Source organism: Paenibacillus sp. FSL H7-0716 (genome assembly GCF_038002705.1).
Lineage (GTDB): Bacteria > Bacillota > Bacilli > Paenibacillales > Paenibacillaceae > Paenibacillus_AQ > Paenibacillus_AQ odorifer.
In genome coordinates this window covers 14,344-31,606 of sequence record NZ_JBBODA010000024.1, presented here as the reverse complement: position 1 = coordinate 31,606, position 17,263 = coordinate 14,344, and the positions used below count along the sequence as shown (strand labels likewise).

Annotated in this window: 16 protein-coding genes; 12 read left to right on the top strand and 4 right to left on the bottom strand. The window is 45.8% G+C overall.

The window, feature by feature from the left end; all coding sequences use genetic code 11:
* The first annotated feature begins 3 nt into the window (after positions 1–3).
* The 7 genes from MHH60_RS24300 (at position 4) to galU (ending at position 6,692) form a co-directional block, all read left to right on the top strand.
* Positions 4–627, top strand: coding sequence for a hypothetical protein (locus MHH60_RS24300; protein ID WP_076138393.1), 624 nt, complete (start codon positions 4–6; stop codon positions 625–627).
* 21 nt (positions 628–648) lie between these two features.
* The gene (locus MHH60_RS24295; protein ID WP_036676767.1) at positions 649–945 is read left to right on the top strand and encodes an antibiotic biosynthesis monooxygenase family protein; all 297 of its coding nucleotides are present in this window, start codon (positions 649–651) and stop codon (positions 943–945) included.
* 14 nt (positions 946–959) lie between these two features.
* The gene (locus MHH60_RS24290; RefSeq protein WP_076138394.1) at positions 960–1,778 is read left to right on the top strand and encodes a phosphotransferase family protein; all 819 of its coding nucleotides are present in this window, start codon (positions 960–962) and stop codon (positions 1,776–1,778) included.
* A 28-nt stretch (positions 1,779–1,806) separates the two neighbouring features.
* Positions 1,807–2,352: a DUF1697 domain-containing protein gene (locus tag MHH60_RS24285; RefSeq protein ID WP_076138395.1), complete on the top strand. Its 546-nt coding sequence runs from the start codon at positions 1,807–1,809 to the stop codon at positions 2,350–2,352.
* Between the two features lie 206 nt (positions 2,353–2,558).
* Positions 2,559–4,688, top strand: coding sequence for a glycosyltransferase family 39 protein (locus tag MHH60_RS24280; protein WP_076138396.1), 2,130 nt, complete (start codon positions 2,559–2,561; stop codon positions 4,686–4,688).
* Positions 4,689–4,766: 78 nt separating this feature from the next.
* Positions 4,767–5,753, top strand: a complete 987-nt coding sequence (locus MHH60_RS24275; RefSeq protein ID WP_076138397.1) for a glycosyltransferase family 2 protein — start codon at positions 4,767–4,769, stop codon at positions 5,751–5,753.
* 18 nt (positions 5,754–5,771) lie between these two features.
* Positions 5,772–6,692: a UTP--glucose-1-phosphate uridylyltransferase GalU gene (galU, locus tag MHH60_RS24270; protein WP_197740360.1), complete on the top strand. Its 921-nt coding sequence runs from the start codon at positions 5,772–5,774 to the stop codon at positions 6,690–6,692.
* A 389-nt stretch (positions 6,693–7,081) separates the two neighbouring features.
* Here galU and MHH60_RS24265 read toward each other — a convergent pair whose 3' ends face one another.
* The 3 genes from MHH60_RS24265 to MHH60_RS24255 all read right to left on the bottom strand — a co-directional run bounded on the left by MHH60_RS24265 (position 7,082) and on the right by MHH60_RS24255 (position 10,039).
* Positions 7,082–7,648 carry an FAD-dependent oxidoreductase gene (locus MHH60_RS24265; RefSeq protein WP_036676776.1) on the bottom strand — a complete coding sequence of 189 codons (567 nt, stop codon included), beginning with the start codon at positions 7,646–7,648 and terminating at the stop codon, positions 7,082–7,084.
* Positions 7,649–7,775: 127 nt separating this feature from the next.
* Positions 7,776–9,359, bottom strand: coding sequence for a sensor histidine kinase (locus tag MHH60_RS24260; RefSeq protein WP_076138399.1), 1,584 nt, complete (start codon positions 9,357–9,359; stop codon positions 7,776–7,778).
* On the bottom strand, positions 9,356–10,039 hold the full coding sequence (locus MHH60_RS24255) for a response regulator transcription factor (protein ID WP_038568592.1): 684 nt from the start codon (positions 10,037–10,039) through the stop codon (positions 9,356–9,358). The genes MHH60_RS24260 and MHH60_RS24255 overlap by 4 nt, the downstream gene beginning before the upstream one ends.
* A 475-nt stretch (positions 10,040–10,514) precedes the next feature.
* On the opposite strand from MHH60_RS24255, the gene MHH60_RS24250 reads away from it, so the two are divergent.
* From MHH60_RS24250 to MHH60_RS24240, 3 genes are all read left to right on the top strand, one after another.
* Positions 10,515–11,678 carry a glucose-1-phosphate adenylyltransferase gene (locus MHH60_RS24250; RefSeq protein ID WP_076138400.1) on the top strand — a complete coding sequence of 388 codons (1,164 nt, stop codon included), beginning with the start codon at positions 10,515–10,517 and terminating at the stop codon, positions 11,676–11,678.
* Positions 11,679–11,800: 122 nt separating this feature from the next.
* Complete coding sequence (glgD, locus tag MHH60_RS24245) at positions 11,801–12,904, top strand: glucose-1-phosphate adenylyltransferase subunit GlgD (RefSeq protein WP_076138401.1); 1,104 nt, start codon at positions 11,801–11,803, stop codon at positions 12,902–12,904.
* 100 nt (positions 12,905–13,004) lie between these two features.
* Positions 13,005–15,437 (top strand): glycogen/starch/alpha-glucan phosphorylase, encoded by a 2,433-nt coding sequence (locus MHH60_RS24240; RefSeq protein ID WP_076138402.1) that lies wholly within the window; start codon positions 13,005–13,007, stop codon positions 15,435–15,437.
* An 86-nt stretch (positions 15,438–15,523) separates the two neighbouring features.
* On the opposite strand, the gene MHH60_RS24235 is transcribed toward MHH60_RS24240, so the two are convergent.
* Entirely contained in the window at positions 15,524–16,003 is a 480-nt protein-coding gene (locus tag MHH60_RS24235) for a GAF domain-containing protein (RefSeq protein WP_036676791.1), read from the bottom strand.
* A gap of 228 nt (positions 16,004–16,231) precedes the next feature.
* Here MHH60_RS24235 and MHH60_RS24230 point away from each other — a divergent pair, with 228 nt between their 5' ends.
* On the top strand, positions 16,232–16,513 hold the full coding sequence (locus MHH60_RS24230) for a hypothetical protein (protein ID WP_036676794.1): 282 nt from the start codon (positions 16,232–16,234) through the stop codon (positions 16,511–16,513).
* Positions 16,514–16,697: 184 nt separating this feature from the next.
* On the top strand, positions 16,698–17,252 hold the full coding sequence (locus MHH60_RS24225; protein ID WP_076138403.1) for a GNAT family N-acetyltransferase: 555 nt from the start codon (positions 16,698–16,700) through the stop codon (positions 17,250–17,252).
* The last annotated feature ends 11 nt before the right edge of the window (positions 17,253–17,263 follow it).

Genomic DNA, 17,263 nt, shown 5'->3' with positions numbered 1-17,263 from the left:
TGTATGAACGTTAGCAATATCATTATGTCCTCTTATTGGGGTAGAGAGGTTAAACATAAATATATCACCCAAGGGTCCAAGGCACTGGCTGTTATTTTTCCGGGTAAAAATTATTCAGCTGATCGCTCTCTGCTGGATTATGCGGCTAAGGCTGCCCGGGAGCATAATTGTGATGTTCTGCTTTTAGAATATGGTTACCAGAGTGCAAGGGTGGATTTCAAGCGTGAAGAAATGAGTATTATCATTGAGGAATGTAAAGCGGTGATCGCTTCTCTTCCCGATTATAAGAGATTTCTTTTTATAAGTAAAAGCATGGGGGCTGTTATTGCAGGTAGAATAGCTGAGGAGCTAGAAATACAGAAGAAGACGTCTCATCTATATATCACCCCGTTGCCTGAGGCGGTGCCGCTAATTCAGCGGAGCCGGGGTACTGTAATTTATGGTGGCAGTGACCCCTTATTTGGTGAAGAGCATTCTGGTGAAATTAGTGGGCTGAATCATTTGAAGGTGTATAGAATCGATGATGCCAATCATTCGCTGGAGGTTGGCAGTGTCAATGAGTCACTAGCAATACTGCTGGTTATCATTAATTTCTATCATGAATTTTTCCGGGATGCGTTAAATTAATAACTTTAGGAGATGATGAGTGTGATTTTGGAAGCTGCGATGCTGCAAGTGAAGCCTGGTTTGACTACTGAATTTGAGCAAAGCTTCAAGGAGGCATCAAGCTTAATCTCCTCGATAGAGGGTTATATGGGCCATGAATTACAACATTGCTTGGAGGATGATCATAAGTATCTGTTGCTGGTGAAGTGGAGAACGCTTGAAGACCACACTGTTGGTTTTAGAGAATCTAGCCAATATCAGGAATGGAAAGCACTCCTTCACCATTACTACGACCCATTTCCGGTAGTTGAGCATTTTACCCGCATTAATCTGGACTAAATGGAGGATGCCGAATGAAGGCGAAGCTTGTTGGGGAAGGCAGAACAGCGGAGATCTGGCAGCATGACGATCAGAGGATTCTTAAATTGTACCGGGAGGATATAGCAGAGCAACATGTCAGCCGGGAATATAAAATCAGCCAGTTTGTACATGCGCGGGGTGTTCGGACCCCTCAGCCTTTTGAGCTTATTTCTCAACAGAATCGACAAGGTATCGTTTTTCAACAAATTCAGGGTCCTTCTTTACTAAAGGTGATGGGGGAGAAGCCTTGGAAAGTTACCCAATATGCCAGGCTGATGGCGGGGCTTCATTGTGATTTGCATAAGCTTGAAACTACAGAGGAAATCGGCCAGCAAAAGGATATGCTGAAAAGTCAGATCATGGTTGCCCCAATGCTGAGCGAAGAGGAAAAATCCGTCATTTTGAAGTATCTGGAGAAGCTGCCGGAAGGCACTCGTTTATGTCATGGGGATTTTCATCCCGACAATGTGCTTATGGATGAACAGCTCTGGGTGATCGACTGGATGACAGGTGTAGTAGGAGAACCTGCTGGAGATGCTGCGCGTTCCGTAGTGATGTTCAGTTTGGGAGCTATGCCTCCGGGAGCTTCTGCCTTCTCCAAATTAATGATAGGTTTTATAAGAAAAAGATTAACTAAGGGATACATTCAAGAGTATCTCAGATTATCAGGACACACTTATGAGGACGTAGACCGCTGGATTTTGCCGATCGCTGCCGCACGTCTGGTGGAAGGGCTTTCGCCTCCAGAGAAGGAGCTGCTGGTAAAAGAAGTCCGTAAACGTCTACACACCTTAGCCGTAGAGGTAAGCTGATCATGGCACAAAAGAGGAGGCGTATTCTATGACTACCTATATTGCGCTGCTGCGTGGAATTAACGTCGGCGGGAACAAAATTATAAAAATGTTGGACCTGAAGGCGATGTTTCAAGCTCTTGGATTTGCAAATGTACGAACGTATATACAGAGCGGAAATGTCGTTTTTGAGAATGATGAAGGTTCGGTGGGCCTGCTTAGCGGAGTCATTGAACGTCAGATTCATGAGGTTTTTGGATTCGAGGTCTCTGTTATTATCCGCACTTTAGCAGAAATGGAGAACGTGATCGCTAACGATCCCTTTCAGCTGTCCGAGCCAGAGGAATTCAAAAGATGGTATGTTACTTTTTTACCAGCCGAGCCTTCAGCGGAAGCATTGGATAAACTGCGCACTTATGAGAATGGACCGGATAAAGTGCGTTTTGTCGGCAGAGAGATGTATATATTATATGAGGTCAGTGTGAGCCAATCGCCGCTTTTTAAAGTCCCTTTTGACAAAATACTCGGGATGCCCATTACCGCACGCAACTGGAACACGGTGAATAAGCTTGTTGCCATAGGCAAGATGGAATAACTTAGTTTGGATTGAAAAGGGTACCGAAAGGCTCCACATTGTGGGGTCTTTTTTTGCGTGCCGGCAGCCTCATTTATTCAGCAAACATTCAGCTTGCACTCATTGAGAGTTAAGGTATGGATGAAATAATACACCTACGGAAAGCTTGGGCCGGAGTTACAGAACTGCCGGCATATAGAACGATTAAGGGATAGGAGTGAATGGAGATGAGTTTTGCTAGAAAAATAAGCTCGGATCTTATACTGTGGCTCATTTTAATACTCGCTGCTTTTTTGTACGGTTATGGAGTTTGGAATGACCACTATGTGAATACATACTACACCACTGCCGTGGGAAGTATGCTGCAAAACTTTCATAATTTCTTCTTCGCTTCACTCGACTCTGCGGGTTCAGTCACGGTGGATAAACCACCAGTCACCTTTTGGATTCAGACTCTTAGCGCACTCATCTTCGGGCTGCATGGCTGGAGTGTAATTTTGCCTCAGGCGCTTGGGGGCATGGGCTCCGTGTTGCTCGTATACCTTCTGGTTAAACCTACCTTTGGTAAAGCAGCAGCACGTTTAGCAGCGCTGGCCATGGCAACAACTCCAGTAGCGGCGGCTGTTAGCCGGACGAATAACATTGATGCTTTGTTAGTATTCACGATACTGTTGGCGGTTTGGTTTTTATTTAAAGGAACGAAGAGTAATAAGCTGGGCAGTCTCCTTGCCGCATTCGCTTTAATCGGTGTTGGGTTTAATGAGAAGATGCTGCAGGCTTATATGGTTTTGCCGGCTTTTTATCTCTTTTATGTCTTGGCTGCGAAAGTGAACTGGAAGCGAAAAACTGGAGTATTAGCGGCCTCGACAGCTATATTACTCGTGGTCTCGTTATCCTGGGCAGTGATAGTGGATTCGATTCCCGCTAGTAAACGACCTTATATCGGCAGCAGCGGTACTAACTCCGTGCTCAATCTTGCCTTTGGTTATAATGGTGTCGCGCGATTGACGGGTGATCGGGGGACAGGTGGTGGCGGAGGTGGAATGCCTTCAATGAATGGTGGCAAGATGCCGAATATGAATGGCGAGATGCCAGCTATGAATGGTGAAAGACCCGCTATGAACGGGGCAGATGCTGAAAATGGTACGGATAGCGGACGTGGAGTATTTTCGGGTCGGCAAGGCATAAATTCAACCTCAGACAGTCAAAATGGCGCCGATGATGGAGGTTCTCCAGGGCAACCACCCGGCGGTGGAACAGATAATCAAAACCGGCAATTTGGTGGTGAAGGTGGGGGTCAAGGACAACGCGGCGGCATGAATGGCGGCGGAGGTGGAATGTTCAATACTGGAACCGCAGGTCCACTGCGCCTGTTCCAATCAGAGCTGTCAGGTCAGGCCAGCTGGATGCTGCCTTTTGTATTGTTTGGTTGTATTGGATTATTCGCTAATCTGCGGAGAAGGAACTTTACGCAAGGGCATAAAGAAGCTCTATTCTGGTTAGCATGGCTGGTGCCGGTGATGGGATTCTTCAGTATTGCGGGATTCTTCCATCAATATTATCTGGTGATGATGGCTCCGCCGATAGCCGCGCTGGTCGGTGCAGGCTGGTCAAAGCTCTGGAGTCTGTATCGCGAGCACTCTGGTTGGCTGTCATGGCTATTGCCAGTTGCGACGCTGGTTACAGCAGCTTTTCAGTGGTACATTATTCGTCCTTATGACGATACGATTGGCAGGGGCTGGTCGATTGGCATTCTGGCTGCCGGTATAGTTGTTTCTTTGGTGCTGGTCGTTCTTAAAGGTAAGCAGAAGCCATTTGTTTTCTCGGCAAGTATTGTTGCTGTACTAGTATTGTTAATTGGCCCGCTCTACTGGGCAGCTACCCCAATTACTTATGGCCTGAACAGCCAAACCCCTGAAGCAGGACCAGGCAGCAGTGAGGGCAGAGGAGGAATGGGCGGTAATTCTAGCAACTTTGGGCGTAATAGCGCCACAAGTGCGAATGAGAGTCTGTTGTCCTATCTGGAGGAAAACAATACTGGAGAGCCTTATCTGTTTGCCGTATTGGATTATGGTACAGCAGCTCCTTATATCGTCGATAAGGGGGCATCGGTTGTTATTCTGAACGGGTTTTCCAATTCGGACACAGTATATACCACAGATACCCTTAAAACGTTAGTAGAGAGTGGAAAGGTGAAATACTTCCTGCTGAGCAGCGGCGGTATGGGTGGTGGGCGTGGAGGAAACTCTACGCTATCTACTTGGATTACCGACAATGGCATAGAGGTTCCAGCAGCGGATTGGGCAGGGAACGATGCTGGCAACAGCGGAACGTTATACAAAGTTACAGTTAACTAGTTCAGTGTTTCAGGATACGAAGCGTGCTCATACATTTGCAGGCACGCTTCAGCATTCAAATTAAAGGAGGAGCTGCTCATGAGTATCAACGTGCGCTATTCCATTATTATACCGATGTTTAATGAAGAGGCAGTCATTCAGGAAACGTATCGCCGTATTAAAAAAGTGATGGCAATGACGGAGGAAGTGTATGAGCTGATCTTCGTGAATGACGGCAGCACCGACAACTGTGCCCAGATGATCGAGGAATATAGCTACTGGGATGAGAGTGTGAAGCTGATCGATTTGTCACGTAACTTTGGACATCAGATCGCTATTACTGCCGGAATGGACTATGCCCTTGGGGATGCAGTTGTCATTATTGATGCTGATTTGCAAGACCCGCCTGAGCTGATTCTGGACATGATTGCGGAATGGAAGAAGGGGTATGAAGTTGTATATGCTAAACGGGTGAAGCGTAATGGTGAATCCTTATTCAAAAAGTGGACGGCCAGCCTCTTTTATAGAATTCTGCGTTATTCAACCGATATTTCTATCCCTGTGGATACGGGTGATTTTCGGCTTATAGATCGTAGGGTCTGCGAAGAGCTCAAACGTCTACCGGAGAAAAACCGTTTCGTGCGCGGACTGGTCAGCTGGGTTGGTTTCCGTCAGAAGGCGATTGAATATGAACGGGATGAACGTCTGGCGGGGGAAACTAAATATCCACTAAAACGTATGATCAAGCTCTCTTTGGACGGAATCACCTCCTTTTCCTATAAGCCGCTGAAGCTGGCAGGATATTTGGGCGCACTGCTGTCGGCTTCTGGTTTTCTGTACCTTATGTATGTCTTGTACCTGGTGATTTTTACAGATTCAGTTGTTAAGGGCTGGGCTTCGATGATTGGAATTACGCTGACCTTCAATGGATTTGTACTCATTATGCTAGGAATACTAGGTGAGTATGTCGGCCGGATTTATGACGAAACTAAGGGACGTCCGCTTTATATTGTTCAAGAGTTCTATGAAGGTAAGGGGCAGCAAAAGAACATTCGTGAGCACCCTGTGACCCATCTCCGTAAATAAACTGCAAGGGAGGGATTCCTGATGAAGATTAGAAAAGCTGTCATTCCCGCCGCGGGCTTAGGCACTCGTTTTCTGCCTGCCACTAAGGCTCAGCCAAAAGAAATGCTGCCCATTGTGGATAAACCAGCGATTCAATATATCGTAGAAGAAGCCGTCCGCTCTGGTATTGAAAGTATTATCATCGTGACCGGCCGCAATAAGAAGTCGATTGAAGATCATTTTGATAAATCGGTGGAGCTGGAGCAGACGCTTTTGGAAAAAGGGAAAGAGGATCTACTTCGTGAAGTCCAGCTAATTAGTGAGCTAGCGAGCATCCATTACATTAGGCAAAAAGAGCCGCTGGGACTGGGCCATGCCATCCTTTGTGCGGAACAATTTATCGGTGATGAACCTTTTGCTGTTCTGCTTGGTGACGATATTATGGTCTCGGAGGACCCGGCGCTGCTGCAGATGATGAGATTGTATGAGCAAGAGGAGCAGACTATCGTCGGTGTGCAGCAGGTGCCACGGCCGGAGGTTAACAAATATGGGATTATCTCCTCCAACGGCTCACTAAATGGAGTTCATGAAGTAAAAGGATTGGTAGAGAAGCCCTCGCCTGAAACGGCTCCTTCAGAGTACGCCATTATGGGGCGATACATTTTGGAGCCTACGATATTCTCAGTACTGGCTAACCTCGAACGTGGAGCGGGCGGTGAATATCAACTGACGGATGCTTTGCACGAGGTATGCCGGCAAGAAGGATTGCTGGCGCTGGATTTAATCGGCAAACGTTATGATATTGGTGATAAATTTGGTTACATTAAAGCCACGCTGGAGGTAGGTTTGATGCGGGAGGATTTGCGCCCATTATTGGTTCCGTATTTGCAGGAGCTGGCTGCTAGTCTTAAGGGAAGAGAAAAAGAAGTGGACTCCTTGCATTGGAGTATACACAGTTGAGGGAGAGGAACTGTTTCAAACGATCATAACACCGGCTTCGGCGGTGGGATGAGGTTTTGAAGCAGTTTTTTGCGTGCGGCGCTCCAAGGGCGGTGAGGAACGAGCAAATAAGTGTACTTTATACAATTAAAAGTATGGGGGGACAGCTGCAAATCGATTTAGTTGCACTTGATACATCTATATCTTCACATTTTAGCTAGAATGCTCAGTTAGCCTGTTTTTAGTTGCATAAAATACACTTAAAACAGCCATGTGGGTGTTATTGTATGAAATAGCTGCATCAAGTGCAGTTATTATTAAATTTCGTAACTTGTTTCTCCTTGGGGACGAAAAAATCCGAAAGACCGATTCCTAAGAATCATCCTCCGGATTTATGTTTTGAGTATAGTTTAAGCTTTTAGCACATCATGATCAACGTAACGCGCACCATTTAACTCGCTAATTACATTAATAGCTACCTTCGCACCATCGCCTGCGGTAATAATGGCATGTACACTTACTCCAGCAACAGTACCAGCAGCCCAAATGCCTGCGATATTCGTTTTGCCTTCAGCATCAACGGCTACTACAGTTTTGATTCTTGGCTCTGTACCATCCTTAGTCTCTACACCAGCTTTGGCAGCTAGATCTGTAAGGGCGCCTGTGGCAAGAATGACATGTTTTGCTTCATAGATAATTCCATCTTCAGTTTCAATGACAAAACCATTGCCGCTGGAGGTGAGGTTGATAGCCTGCTCGGAAACCAGCTCAGCGCCAAATTTAACGGCTTGCTTATGCCCGGTTTCGACCAGCTCAGGACCACCTACTTCGGAAATTCCATAAAAGTTCTCAAACCAACCTCTGCGGGTCATGCCCTTATCGTTGTCGATCAGCAGCGTTTTTTTGCCCGCCTTGGCGGCGAACAGGGCTGCGCTTGCACCGGCAGGACCGGCGCCAATTACGGCGATTTCGTACATGTATTTACCTCCTAAAAGTTTTGTGGAGCGATGCTCCTTAGAATGGACTACATAGCAAAACTGGCAACGAAAGCATACGCTTGGTTTTGTGGAGCGATGCTCCAGTTCCTCTTAATTATAACGGTTGTTACTCTTCCTTGGCTAATCCTTCCTCGCAAGGCAGGCTAACCGTAAACGTTGTGCCCTCGCCAACGGTGCTATTTACACTAATCTTGCCGTGATGTGCCTCGACAATAGATTTTGTAATGGAGAGACCCAAACCTGATCCGCCGTATTTACGTGTGCGAGAGGAGTCACTGCGGTAGAATCGATCAAAGATATGTGGGAGATGCTCTCCGGGAATTCCGTAGCCATTATCCCGCACGCTTAATAGAGCTTGATTTCCTTCCGCTTGTAAAGAGAGATGAATGCTCCCTGTCGCGGCATCGGTATGCTGAACTGCATTGTGGAACAGATTCAGAATCACCTGCTTGAGCTTATAGGGATCATATTTACCACGGATGCCATAGGAGATATCAAATGTAACTTTACGTTGATCCGCCAGCAAAAGCAGATGCGGTTTCATTTCGTGAATCACCTCGCTGAGAATCAGATCAGTCATCTGCAGCTGTGGAGCTCCGTCCATTCGAGCGAGCAGTAGCAGATCCTCGACCAGCTTATTGATCCGTTTCGATTCACCATGCATGCTTCGCAACGAGTTATATAACTGTTCTTTATTATCAGCGGCGCCCCGCAGCAAGACCTCAAGAAAACCGTGTATTGAGGTAAGCGGAGTTCTAAGCTCGTGGGAAGCATCGGCAGCGAACCTGCGCATCTGCTCCTTGGCCTCCCGTTCATTATGAAAGGATATTTCGAGACGTTCGAGCATACCATTGAATGAATGAGCAAGCTTGTCGATCTCGGCCTGTCCTTGGTCAACTGGAAACCGAATGTCCAAATTACCGGCATTAATGATCTCAGCCGATTCTCCCATATTAGATAGAGGAACTAACGTCTTGCGCAGGGCCGGCAAGTATAGGAATAATCCAGTCAATAAAGCAATCACTGACAAACCTGCGTAGATCAGCAGCTGCTGCATTATCACATCCGTCAATGGCCCCGTGCTCACACTCATTTGCAGCAGCAATCTAGTATTTCCAGGCCTATAAAGATTCATGAATATGGCTAGATGTTCAGTTCCGTCTTCAGCTTGGATGAGCTTGTAATTTCCTGTCGCCCTATCCGTGGTGTGAATCAGCAGCGCATCGTATTGCTCATTGGTCAGCCTGGGTGCTGCTATATCTGAGAGGGTTAATTGCTGTAAATCCCTGAAGGTGCCATCCGAGCTGTACATGGCGAGAGTTGTATGGGCATCAAGCAAAAGCGGACGCCGGTTCTCGCCAGTTCGCAGCCCACTTGGCATTTTATTCATGTCTTCTCTTTCCAACGGGAAACTGCTGTTAAACTCTTTGTTCGTTTCATTAATACCTGTGGTGTCCTCGTCATAGGAATTAAAAAAGTTAAAAAACATCTCACGGGGGACAGAACGTATTTGCGCTTCCATAGACTCCGCTCTATTGCTGTATATAAAATCTCGCATAAGGATATATTGTAAGACTCCAATCAGCAGCAGCAATCCTGATAGAATGAGCAGCGATGTGGCAAGCAGCTGTTTTCGCAAGGAACGTGGTGCAGGCAGTCTACGAAGCCATCTGAAGATGGGAGTGCTCATAGATCCACCCGGTAGCCTGCGCCCCGCAGGGTACGGATAATACGGTGCTCCTTATCTCCGAGCTTCTCACGAAGCGAACGGATATAGACCTCAACAATATTTTCCTCACCGCCAAAATCATAGCCCCACACTTTATCAAGAATCATAGGCTTGCTGAGTACAAGGCCGTGATTGATAACGAGATACTGCAATAACTCGTATTCCGTAGGGGAGAGCTCAAGTACTTCCTCCCTGAAGCGGATTTCCTTTCGCCGACTGTCAATTCGGAAAGGACCGCAGCGGACCTCACCCAGCAGCCCCGGAAACTGATTCCGCAGCCGCGCTTGGATCCGCGCTAGTAATTCATCAAAGCTGAAGGGCTTGACCATATAGTCGTCAGCACCAATAGATAGTCCTTTTACGCGATCATCCACTTCGTCTTTTGCAGTAAGCATGATGACAGCTACCTCTGTCTCTTCCGAGCGCAGATAGTGACATACCTCGAACCCATCCATACCCGGCATCATAACATCCAGGATAGCTACATGGGGCTTGAATTCAGCTGCAATCGAAATGGCGCTTAGCCCGTCCGACGCGGTTCGTACTTCGAAACCTTCGTTAAGGAGACCCAGCTCCAGGAACTGTAATATATGAGGCTCATCATCTACGAGCAGAAGTCGAACTCCTTGTACTGCTTTCATCATAGGTTCCTCCAAATCGGTGATAGATAGCTTCATTATGCCATATCCGGTTGAATGTTTGCTGAAGACCGGATGATTCTTTTTCTAGAATAAATGAGTGAATTTCTTTCACATGGCTTTAAATTGGTTAATCTAGTTATAAGGAATATTAACGTGTTTAATGACAAACAGGGTTAAAAATTCCGGAATTTCGGAATTGCGATAAAGGGTTTTGACGAAGAATATAGAACACTTTACAATAAGGATAATCTCCTGATTCAGGCTCCTGATTTTGGAGAATGCTCTCCCTATTTTAGGTTAGATCATCCGAACGTGTAAAATTTCCTTCCTCGTTTTTTCAACTTTGTCATCTTCCTATCAAGGCTCATTTCTTTCTGGTGTATTTCTTTTCTAATTCACTTCTTTCTGGAATTCTGTTCATTCATCCTAGGTTTGCTGAACTTTATATTACCCATAAGTCAAGGGAGGCTTTTCCATGAAGAAAAAAGAAATGGTAGCCATGCTATTGGCTGGAGGCCAAGGCAAAAGATTGAAAGGTTTAACCAAATCGCTTGCCAAGCCCGCTGTCTATTTTGGGGGCACTTATCGGATCATCGACTTTCCTTTAAGTAACTGCTCCAACTCGGGTATTGATACTGTCGGTGTATTGACACAGTATGAGCCACTTATACTACATTCTTACATCGGAGTAGGCAGTGATTGGGATTTGAACCGTAAGAATGGTGGAGTATTTGTATTGCCACCGCATGAACGTGAGAATGGAAGCAGCTGGTATCGGGGAACAGCCGATGCGATTTATCGAAATCTTAAATTTGTAGATCAGTTTGACCCTGAGCATGTTCTTATTCTATCCGGTGATCACATTTATAAAATGGATTATCATGCTATGCTGCAATACCACAAGGAGAGAAACGCAGATTGCACGATTTCTGTGATTGACGTTTCACTGGAGGAAGCAAGTCGATTTGGAATCTTAAATACAGAGGACGATCTGAAAATTTACGAATTTGAGGAAAAGCCTGCACAGCCAAAAAGCACGCTAGCTTCTATGGGTGTGTACATCTTTAAATGGGAAATTCTCCGCAAGCATTTACTGGAGGACGGAGAGAATATAGGGTCATCTCACGATTTTGGTAAGGATATCATTCCTTTGATGCTGGAAGACGGAAACTCTTTATTTGCGTACCCTTTTGAAGGGTATTGGAGAGACGTTGGTACAGTAGCAAGCCTGTGGGAAGCCAATATGGATTTACTGAGCGATAATCCACCGCTTAATCTAAATGATCCCACCTGGCGCATATTTACACGCAATCCGAATCAACCTGCCCAATATGTCGCACCTGGGGCGAAAGTGTCAGGATGCATTATTAATGAAGGCTGCATTGTGCATGGTGAAGTGAAGCACTCGGTTCTTTTTTATGGCGTAGAGGTAGGGGAAGGCAGTGTGATTACGGACTCCGTGATTATGCCTAAGGTTAAGATTGGTAAGAACGTACGCATTCATAAAGCGATTATTAGTGAGAATACGGTAATCGACGATTATATGGAAATAGGCATCGAGCGGGAGAACGAGAACGAAATTCTGCTGATCGACAATAAAAGCAAAAAACGTAAATCAGCTGTGGCCAAAACCATATAATCAAGCTAAAATGCCTTCGGCGTCCTTCTAGGGACGGTAAGCGTTTATGCGAGATTTATAAGGATAAAGTATATCGTGAAACTTATACTTTCTTATAAATTATAAGAGGACGGTGGATTCCGATGAAGCAACTCATGGGTGTAATTAATCTGGATCATGAACTAGATAAACTAAATGAACTCACTTATTTCCGCTGTGGTGCAGCCGTACCTTTTGCCAGTCGTTATCGGTTGATAGATTTCGTGCTTTCCAATATGATGCGTGCGGATCTGGAGAGCGTGGGCCTGTTTGTTCGCCGTAAATACCGTTCTTTAATGGACCATTTGGGTGACGGGAAATCTTGGGATATGAATCGCAAGCATGGGGGACTATTTATTTTGCCTCCGGACTGGAATGATCCCACCGATACTTCTCTTGGCGACCTTCAGCATTATCATAATAATATGGATCTTTTTAAACGGGGATCTGCAAAATATATTGTGTTTTCCGGCAGCCAGCACATTAATACTATCGATCTTCAGGACTTGTACAGCTACCATTTGGAGAAGGGTGCCGATGTTACAGTAGTATACAAAAAAATAGAGCAATTGCAGCCAGAGCATGAGTTATGCCAGCGTATTGAAGTGGACGAAGAGAATAATGTGACCAATATCCATCATGAGAAGGATCATCCCAATTTATATCTCGATATCTTCATTATGGAGAAAAAACTGTTCCTGGAGCAGGTGGAATATTGCATTGCACATGGGGAGAGTTACTTTTTCCGTGATGTGATCCAGAAAAACCGCCATAAATTCAAAATTGCTGCTTATGAGTATCATGGCTATCATGCCGTAATTAATTCATTGGAAAGCTATTATAAGAATAGTCTGGAGCTGCTTCAGCAGGAGAATTACTTTAGTCTGTTCAAAGAAAGTCCAGTGCAGACGAAGATTAAATATGAGGCCCCTACCCGATATTTAGAGAGCGCAAATGTCAGCAATTCACTGGTGGCTAACGGCTGCATTATAGCTGGAACGGTGGAGAACAGCGTGATCTTTCGAGGGGTTCAGGTACGTAAAGGAGCGAAGATCATCAACTCTGTAATTATGCAGAAATGCATTATAGAAGAAGATGCTGTTATTGAGAATGTGATCATGGATAAGGACGTACAATTAAGTAAGAATCGAATTCTCGTCGGGGATAGTAAACGTCCCTTCGTCATCGCCAAGAGCAGCAAAATATAAACCAACTGGATTAGATGAAACGAAACAGTATAACCTATCTGATCTACAGGCATAGTCTAATGCATCCCTAAAAAAAGCTTTTGTCAGGAGGAACCTGCTGTTGTTTAACGATAAAGAAACTTTCAAACAGGTGTTTCGCGAGACGCTCATCAGTAAATTGGGCAAACCTTTGGAGGAAGCCTCGAATGCTGATGTCTATAAAATATTAGGCAACATGATTCGCGAGAATGCCGGGAAAAATTGGGCGGATACCAATCAAAAGTACAAGACGGATAAGGATAAGCAGGTATACTATTTTTCTATGGAGTTTCTGATCGGAAGACTTCTGGGGAACAATCTGCTGAATATGGGCGTGCTGGAGGTCGTGCGTGAGGGATTGGCCGATCTTGGTTTCTCGCTGCAGGATATTGAGGAGGTAGAAGCCGACGCTGGGCTTGGCAATGGAGGACTTGGACGTCTAGCTGCTTGTTTCTTGGATTCACTGGCCTCCCTGCAATATGCGGGGCATGGTTGCGGTATACGTTATAAATACGGCCTGTTCGAGCAGAAAATCGTTGACGGGTATCAGGTGGAACTGCCCGATTACTGGCTGCAAAATGATAATGTATGGGAAGTGCGTCGTGAAGACAAGCAGGTAGAAGTAAGGTTCTGGGGTGTGATTGAGACTCGCGAGGAGAACGGGCGGCTTATCTTTGAGCATAGTCAATATGAGGCCGTTCGTGCAGTTCCATATGATGTGCCTATCATTGGTGCAGATCGGCGGCATGTGAATACACTGCGCAACTGGAGTGCGGAGTCCATCACTCAGCCTACCAGAACCTTTGGCCCTTTTGCCGGATCAGACTATCATAAATTCCTGGAATATAAGCGTTCTGTAGAATCCATCTCAGAGTTCCTGTATCCGGATGACTCTCAATACGAAGGCAAGCTGTTGCGGTTGAAGCAGCAATACTTCCTCTGCAGTGCTGGCCTGCAAAGTATTCTGCGAACCTTTGGAAAGCTTGGACTCCCTATACAATCGCTGCCCGACAAGGTTGCGCTTCATATCAATGATACACATCCGACGCTTGTAATTCCTGAATTGCTGCGGATTCTGATGGATGTACATGGCTTAGGATGGGATGAAGCGTGGAGTATTACAACTCGTATGGTTTCCTATACTAATCATACGATCTTGAGCGAAGCCCTGGAGAAATGGCCTATTCAAATGGTCAGGGACTTGCTTCCGCGTATTTTTCTTATTATTGAAGAGATCAATGCCCGCTTCTGCGGCGAGCTGATGAGTCGTTATCCCGGTGATCAGGACCGGATTTCACAGATGGCGATTATTCATGACGATCAGGTTCGCATGGCCCATCTGGCGATTGTGGCGAGCCATAGTGTTAATGGGGTAGCGGCGCTGCATACAGAAATATTGATGAAACGCGAAATGCGGCTCTTTAATGAAATGTACCCGCACCGCTTCAATAATAAGACGAATGGGATTACTCACCGGCGTTGGCTGATGCATGCCAATCCGGATCTGGCTAACCTTATCAATCAATCGATAGGAACCCGCTGGATGAGCCATCCGCAAGAGATGATTGGCTTGATTAAATATTGTGAGGATGCTTCCTTCCAGGAACAAGTAGCCAGCATTAAACGGAGGAATAAGCTCAAGTTGGCTGAATACATTTACAGCAAGCATTCGGTACATGTAGACCCCGACTCTATCTTTGATGTTCAGGTGAAGCGCCTGCATGCTTATAAGCGGCAGCTGCTAAATATTTTGCATATTCTGCATATGTACAACCAAATCAAAGATAATCCTTCGATGGATATGGTACCGCGTACGTTTATATTCGGAGCAAAGGCGGCACCAAGCTATCATTTGGCGAAGCGGATTATCAAGCTGATCAATACTGTGGCGGAGGCTGTCAACAAGGATCCGGATGTTAAAGGCAAGATCCGTATCTTTTTCCTTGAGAATTATTCGGTATCCTTGGCCGAGAAGATCATTCCTGCTGCGGATATTAGTGAACAGATCTCTACTGCGAGTAAAGAGGCCTCCGGCACGGGGAATATGAAGTTTATGATGAACGGTGCATTAACCGTAGGTACGATGGACGGCGCTAACGTGGAAATGCATGAGATGGTAGGGGACAACAATATGTTCCTGTTCGGTCTTCGTGCTGAGCAGGTAATGGATTATTATCAGCATGGCGGCTATCACGCACGTGATATTTACAATGGGGATAGCCGTGTGAAGGAAGTATTGGATCAGTTGGTTAATCCGGGACCTATATGCTGTCATGGTGCGGAGTTTGAGACCATTTTCCATTCTCTTTTGGATAATAACGATGAATTCTTTGTGCTTAAGGATTTCGCAAGTTATGTCGAGACTCATGTCGAGATTGACCGGGCATACCGCAACCGTCAGGAATGGCTGAAGAAGTCTATTATAAATATTGGTCATTCCGGTAAATTCTCTAGCGATAACACGATTAGCCGCTACGCCGCGGAGATTTGGAATATCAGTCCGGTACGGCTATAGGCTTAACAAGAATAGGCTGTCTTATAGGTAGGAGATTCCTACAAATGAGACAGCCTATTTCTTATGCTCTATAGAGCAGAGCTGCTTTAGATAACTTCCGATACCAGGGCTGCGAACCGCTCCAGGAACCGGCGTTCCTCATCATCAAAACGATCCTTCAGCGGACTGTCGATATCGAGTACGCCAAGCAAACGATCATCCTTGATCAGCGGGACAACAATTTCGCTGTTTGAAGCGGCGTCACAGGCGATATGTCCCGGGAATGCATGCACATCTCCAACTACTAACGTGCGTCGTTCCGCAGCAGCCGTTCCGCAGACTCCACGAGACAACGGGATGCGGATGCAGGCAGGAAGACCTTGGAAAGGCCCGAGCACAAGCTCCTTGCCATCAAATAAATAAAAACCGGCCCAATTCGTATCCGGCATAGCGTGTTTAAGCAGTGCCGAAGCATTGGCCAGGTTGGCCGTAGCACTTGGTTCGTCCTTTACTAATGCTTCTAGTTGGATTAGAACCGCTTCAAACTGCTCGTTGCGTGTTCCATCGTAAGGCATAGCTTGAAACATGAAGCATCACCTTCCTGTACTTTAAATTCAAATATGAACTCCTAACTGTAATTATCAACATAGTACAGCTAGACATGATACGTCAAGCGACAATACCAATCTGTAACAATATGGAATGTTCCTTGAAGTCCATGAAATGCGGAACAGCTACAATAATGTTTCCGAGGATCGGTCAGAGGGTAATGCTAGTATAAATACCGAAGGCTATATAGCCGGAAGAGGTGGAATATGCGCGCTGATGTACAGAACTTGTTCATAGGAATTCATATGCTTTATTGTGCACGGGATAAAGATGTGACGATCTCAGAGATGCTGCTCGGACTTGAAGATCTGGGGTATCGTGTAGGAGAACGCGAAGTGAAACAGGAATTGGAAAAGCTGACACTGGACAACTTTCTGACTGCCCATACCGAAGGGTACAGTATTACGGGGACTGGAATTGAAGAGTTCAAGGATATTCGAGCCAAACTTCAGGTGTTATGCAGTGAAGTTATTCATGAAGCGGAATGAAATCATTGTAGTTAAGTTTAAATAAAAAGCGTCTGTATTAGGGAGTGTTTGCTCCCTGCTGCAGACGTCTTTTTACGTTAACGCGTAGAATTTGTTCTTTTCAATGTTAAAGAATTTAGAACTTTTATCTTAAGGATATACTCTTGAATGATGTATAATTGATAAGTTGAAGGGGGGCAGAGACTTGTATATCTGCAATGGAGTGATACCCACACTGGTCGGCAGTAGAGTGAAGCTGTGTGCTATGACTACTGAACATGCTTCAGCATTATATCAGGTCTGGTCTCATCCAGAGGTCACCCGCTGGCTGGGGGCTCCAGCATTATCCTCTATCGAAGAGACTAAGCAACTGATTGCATTTTTATCACAGATGGCTCAGGAAGAGGACAGCTTACGCTGGAGTATTGTAGGACCCGGTGGTGAAGTTATAGGGAGCTGCGGGTATAACTATTGGCAGTTACAGGGAGCTTACCGCGGGGAAATTGGCTGCGATCTGGCGCCTGCCTTTTGGGGGCTTGGATATATGAAAGAAGCGCTTGGTTTAGTGCTCAACTTCGGCTTCAATAGGATGGGGCTGAATCGGATAGAAGCGCTGTGTCATCCTGATAATAATCGTGCGGAGAGGCTGGTTCAAACGCTCGGCTTTCAGAAGGAAGGTATACTGCGTCAATATCGCCAGACCCCTTCCGGCTTTCAGGATGTGACCCTACATGCGCTTCTGCGTGGGGAATGGCAATGATTTGATTACAT

What these genes read in the sequence shown, in the direction of transcription:
- MHH60_RS24300 (WP_076138393.1), top strand. Translation starts at nt 4, where the DNA reads ATGAACGTTAGCAATATCATTATGTCCTCTTATTGGGGTAGAGAGGTT.
- MHH60_RS24290 (WP_076138394.1), top strand. Translation starts at nt 960, where the DNA reads ATGAAGGCGAAGCTTGTTGGGGAAGGCAGAACAGCGGAGATCTGGCAG.
- MHH60_RS24285 (WP_076138395.1), top strand. Translation starts at nt 1,807, where the DNA reads ATGACTACCTATATTGCGCTGCTGCGTGGAATTAACGTCGGCGGGAAC.
- MHH60_RS24280 (WP_076138396.1), top strand. Translation starts at nt 2,559, where the DNA reads ATGAGTTTTGCTAGAAAAATAAGCTCGGATCTTATACTGTGGCTCATT.
- MHH60_RS24275 (WP_076138397.1), top strand. Translation starts at nt 4,767, where the DNA reads ATGAGTATCAACGTGCGCTATTCCATTATTATACCGATGTTTAATGAA.
- MHH60_RS24265 (WP_036676776.1), bottom strand. Translation starts at nt 7,648, where the DNA reads ATGTACGAAATCGCCGTAATTGGCGCCGGTCCTGCCGGTGCAAGCGCA.
- MHH60_RS24260 (WP_076138399.1), bottom strand. Translation starts at nt 9,359, where the DNA reads ATGAGCACTCCCATCTTCAGATGGCTTCGTAGACTGCCTGCACCACGT.
- MHH60_RS24255 (WP_038568592.1), bottom strand. Translation starts at nt 10,039, where the DNA reads ATGAAAGCAGTACAAGGAGTTCGACTTCTGCTCGTAGATGATGAGCCT.
- MHH60_RS24250 (WP_076138400.1), top strand. Translation starts at nt 10,515, where the DNA reads ATGAAGAAAAAAGAAATGGTAGCCATGCTATTGGCTGGAGGCCAAGGC.
- glgD (WP_076138401.1), top strand. Translation starts at nt 11,801, where the DNA reads ATGAAGCAACTCATGGGTGTAATTAATCTGGATCATGAACTAGATAAA.
- MHH60_RS24235 (WP_036676791.1), bottom strand. Translation starts at nt 16,003, where the DNA reads ATGTTTCAAGCTATGCCTTACGATGGAACACGCAACGAGCAGTTTGAA.
- MHH60_RS24230 (WP_036676794.1), top strand. Translation starts at nt 16,232, where the DNA reads ATGCGCGCTGATGTACAGAACTTGTTCATAGGAATTCATATGCTTTAT.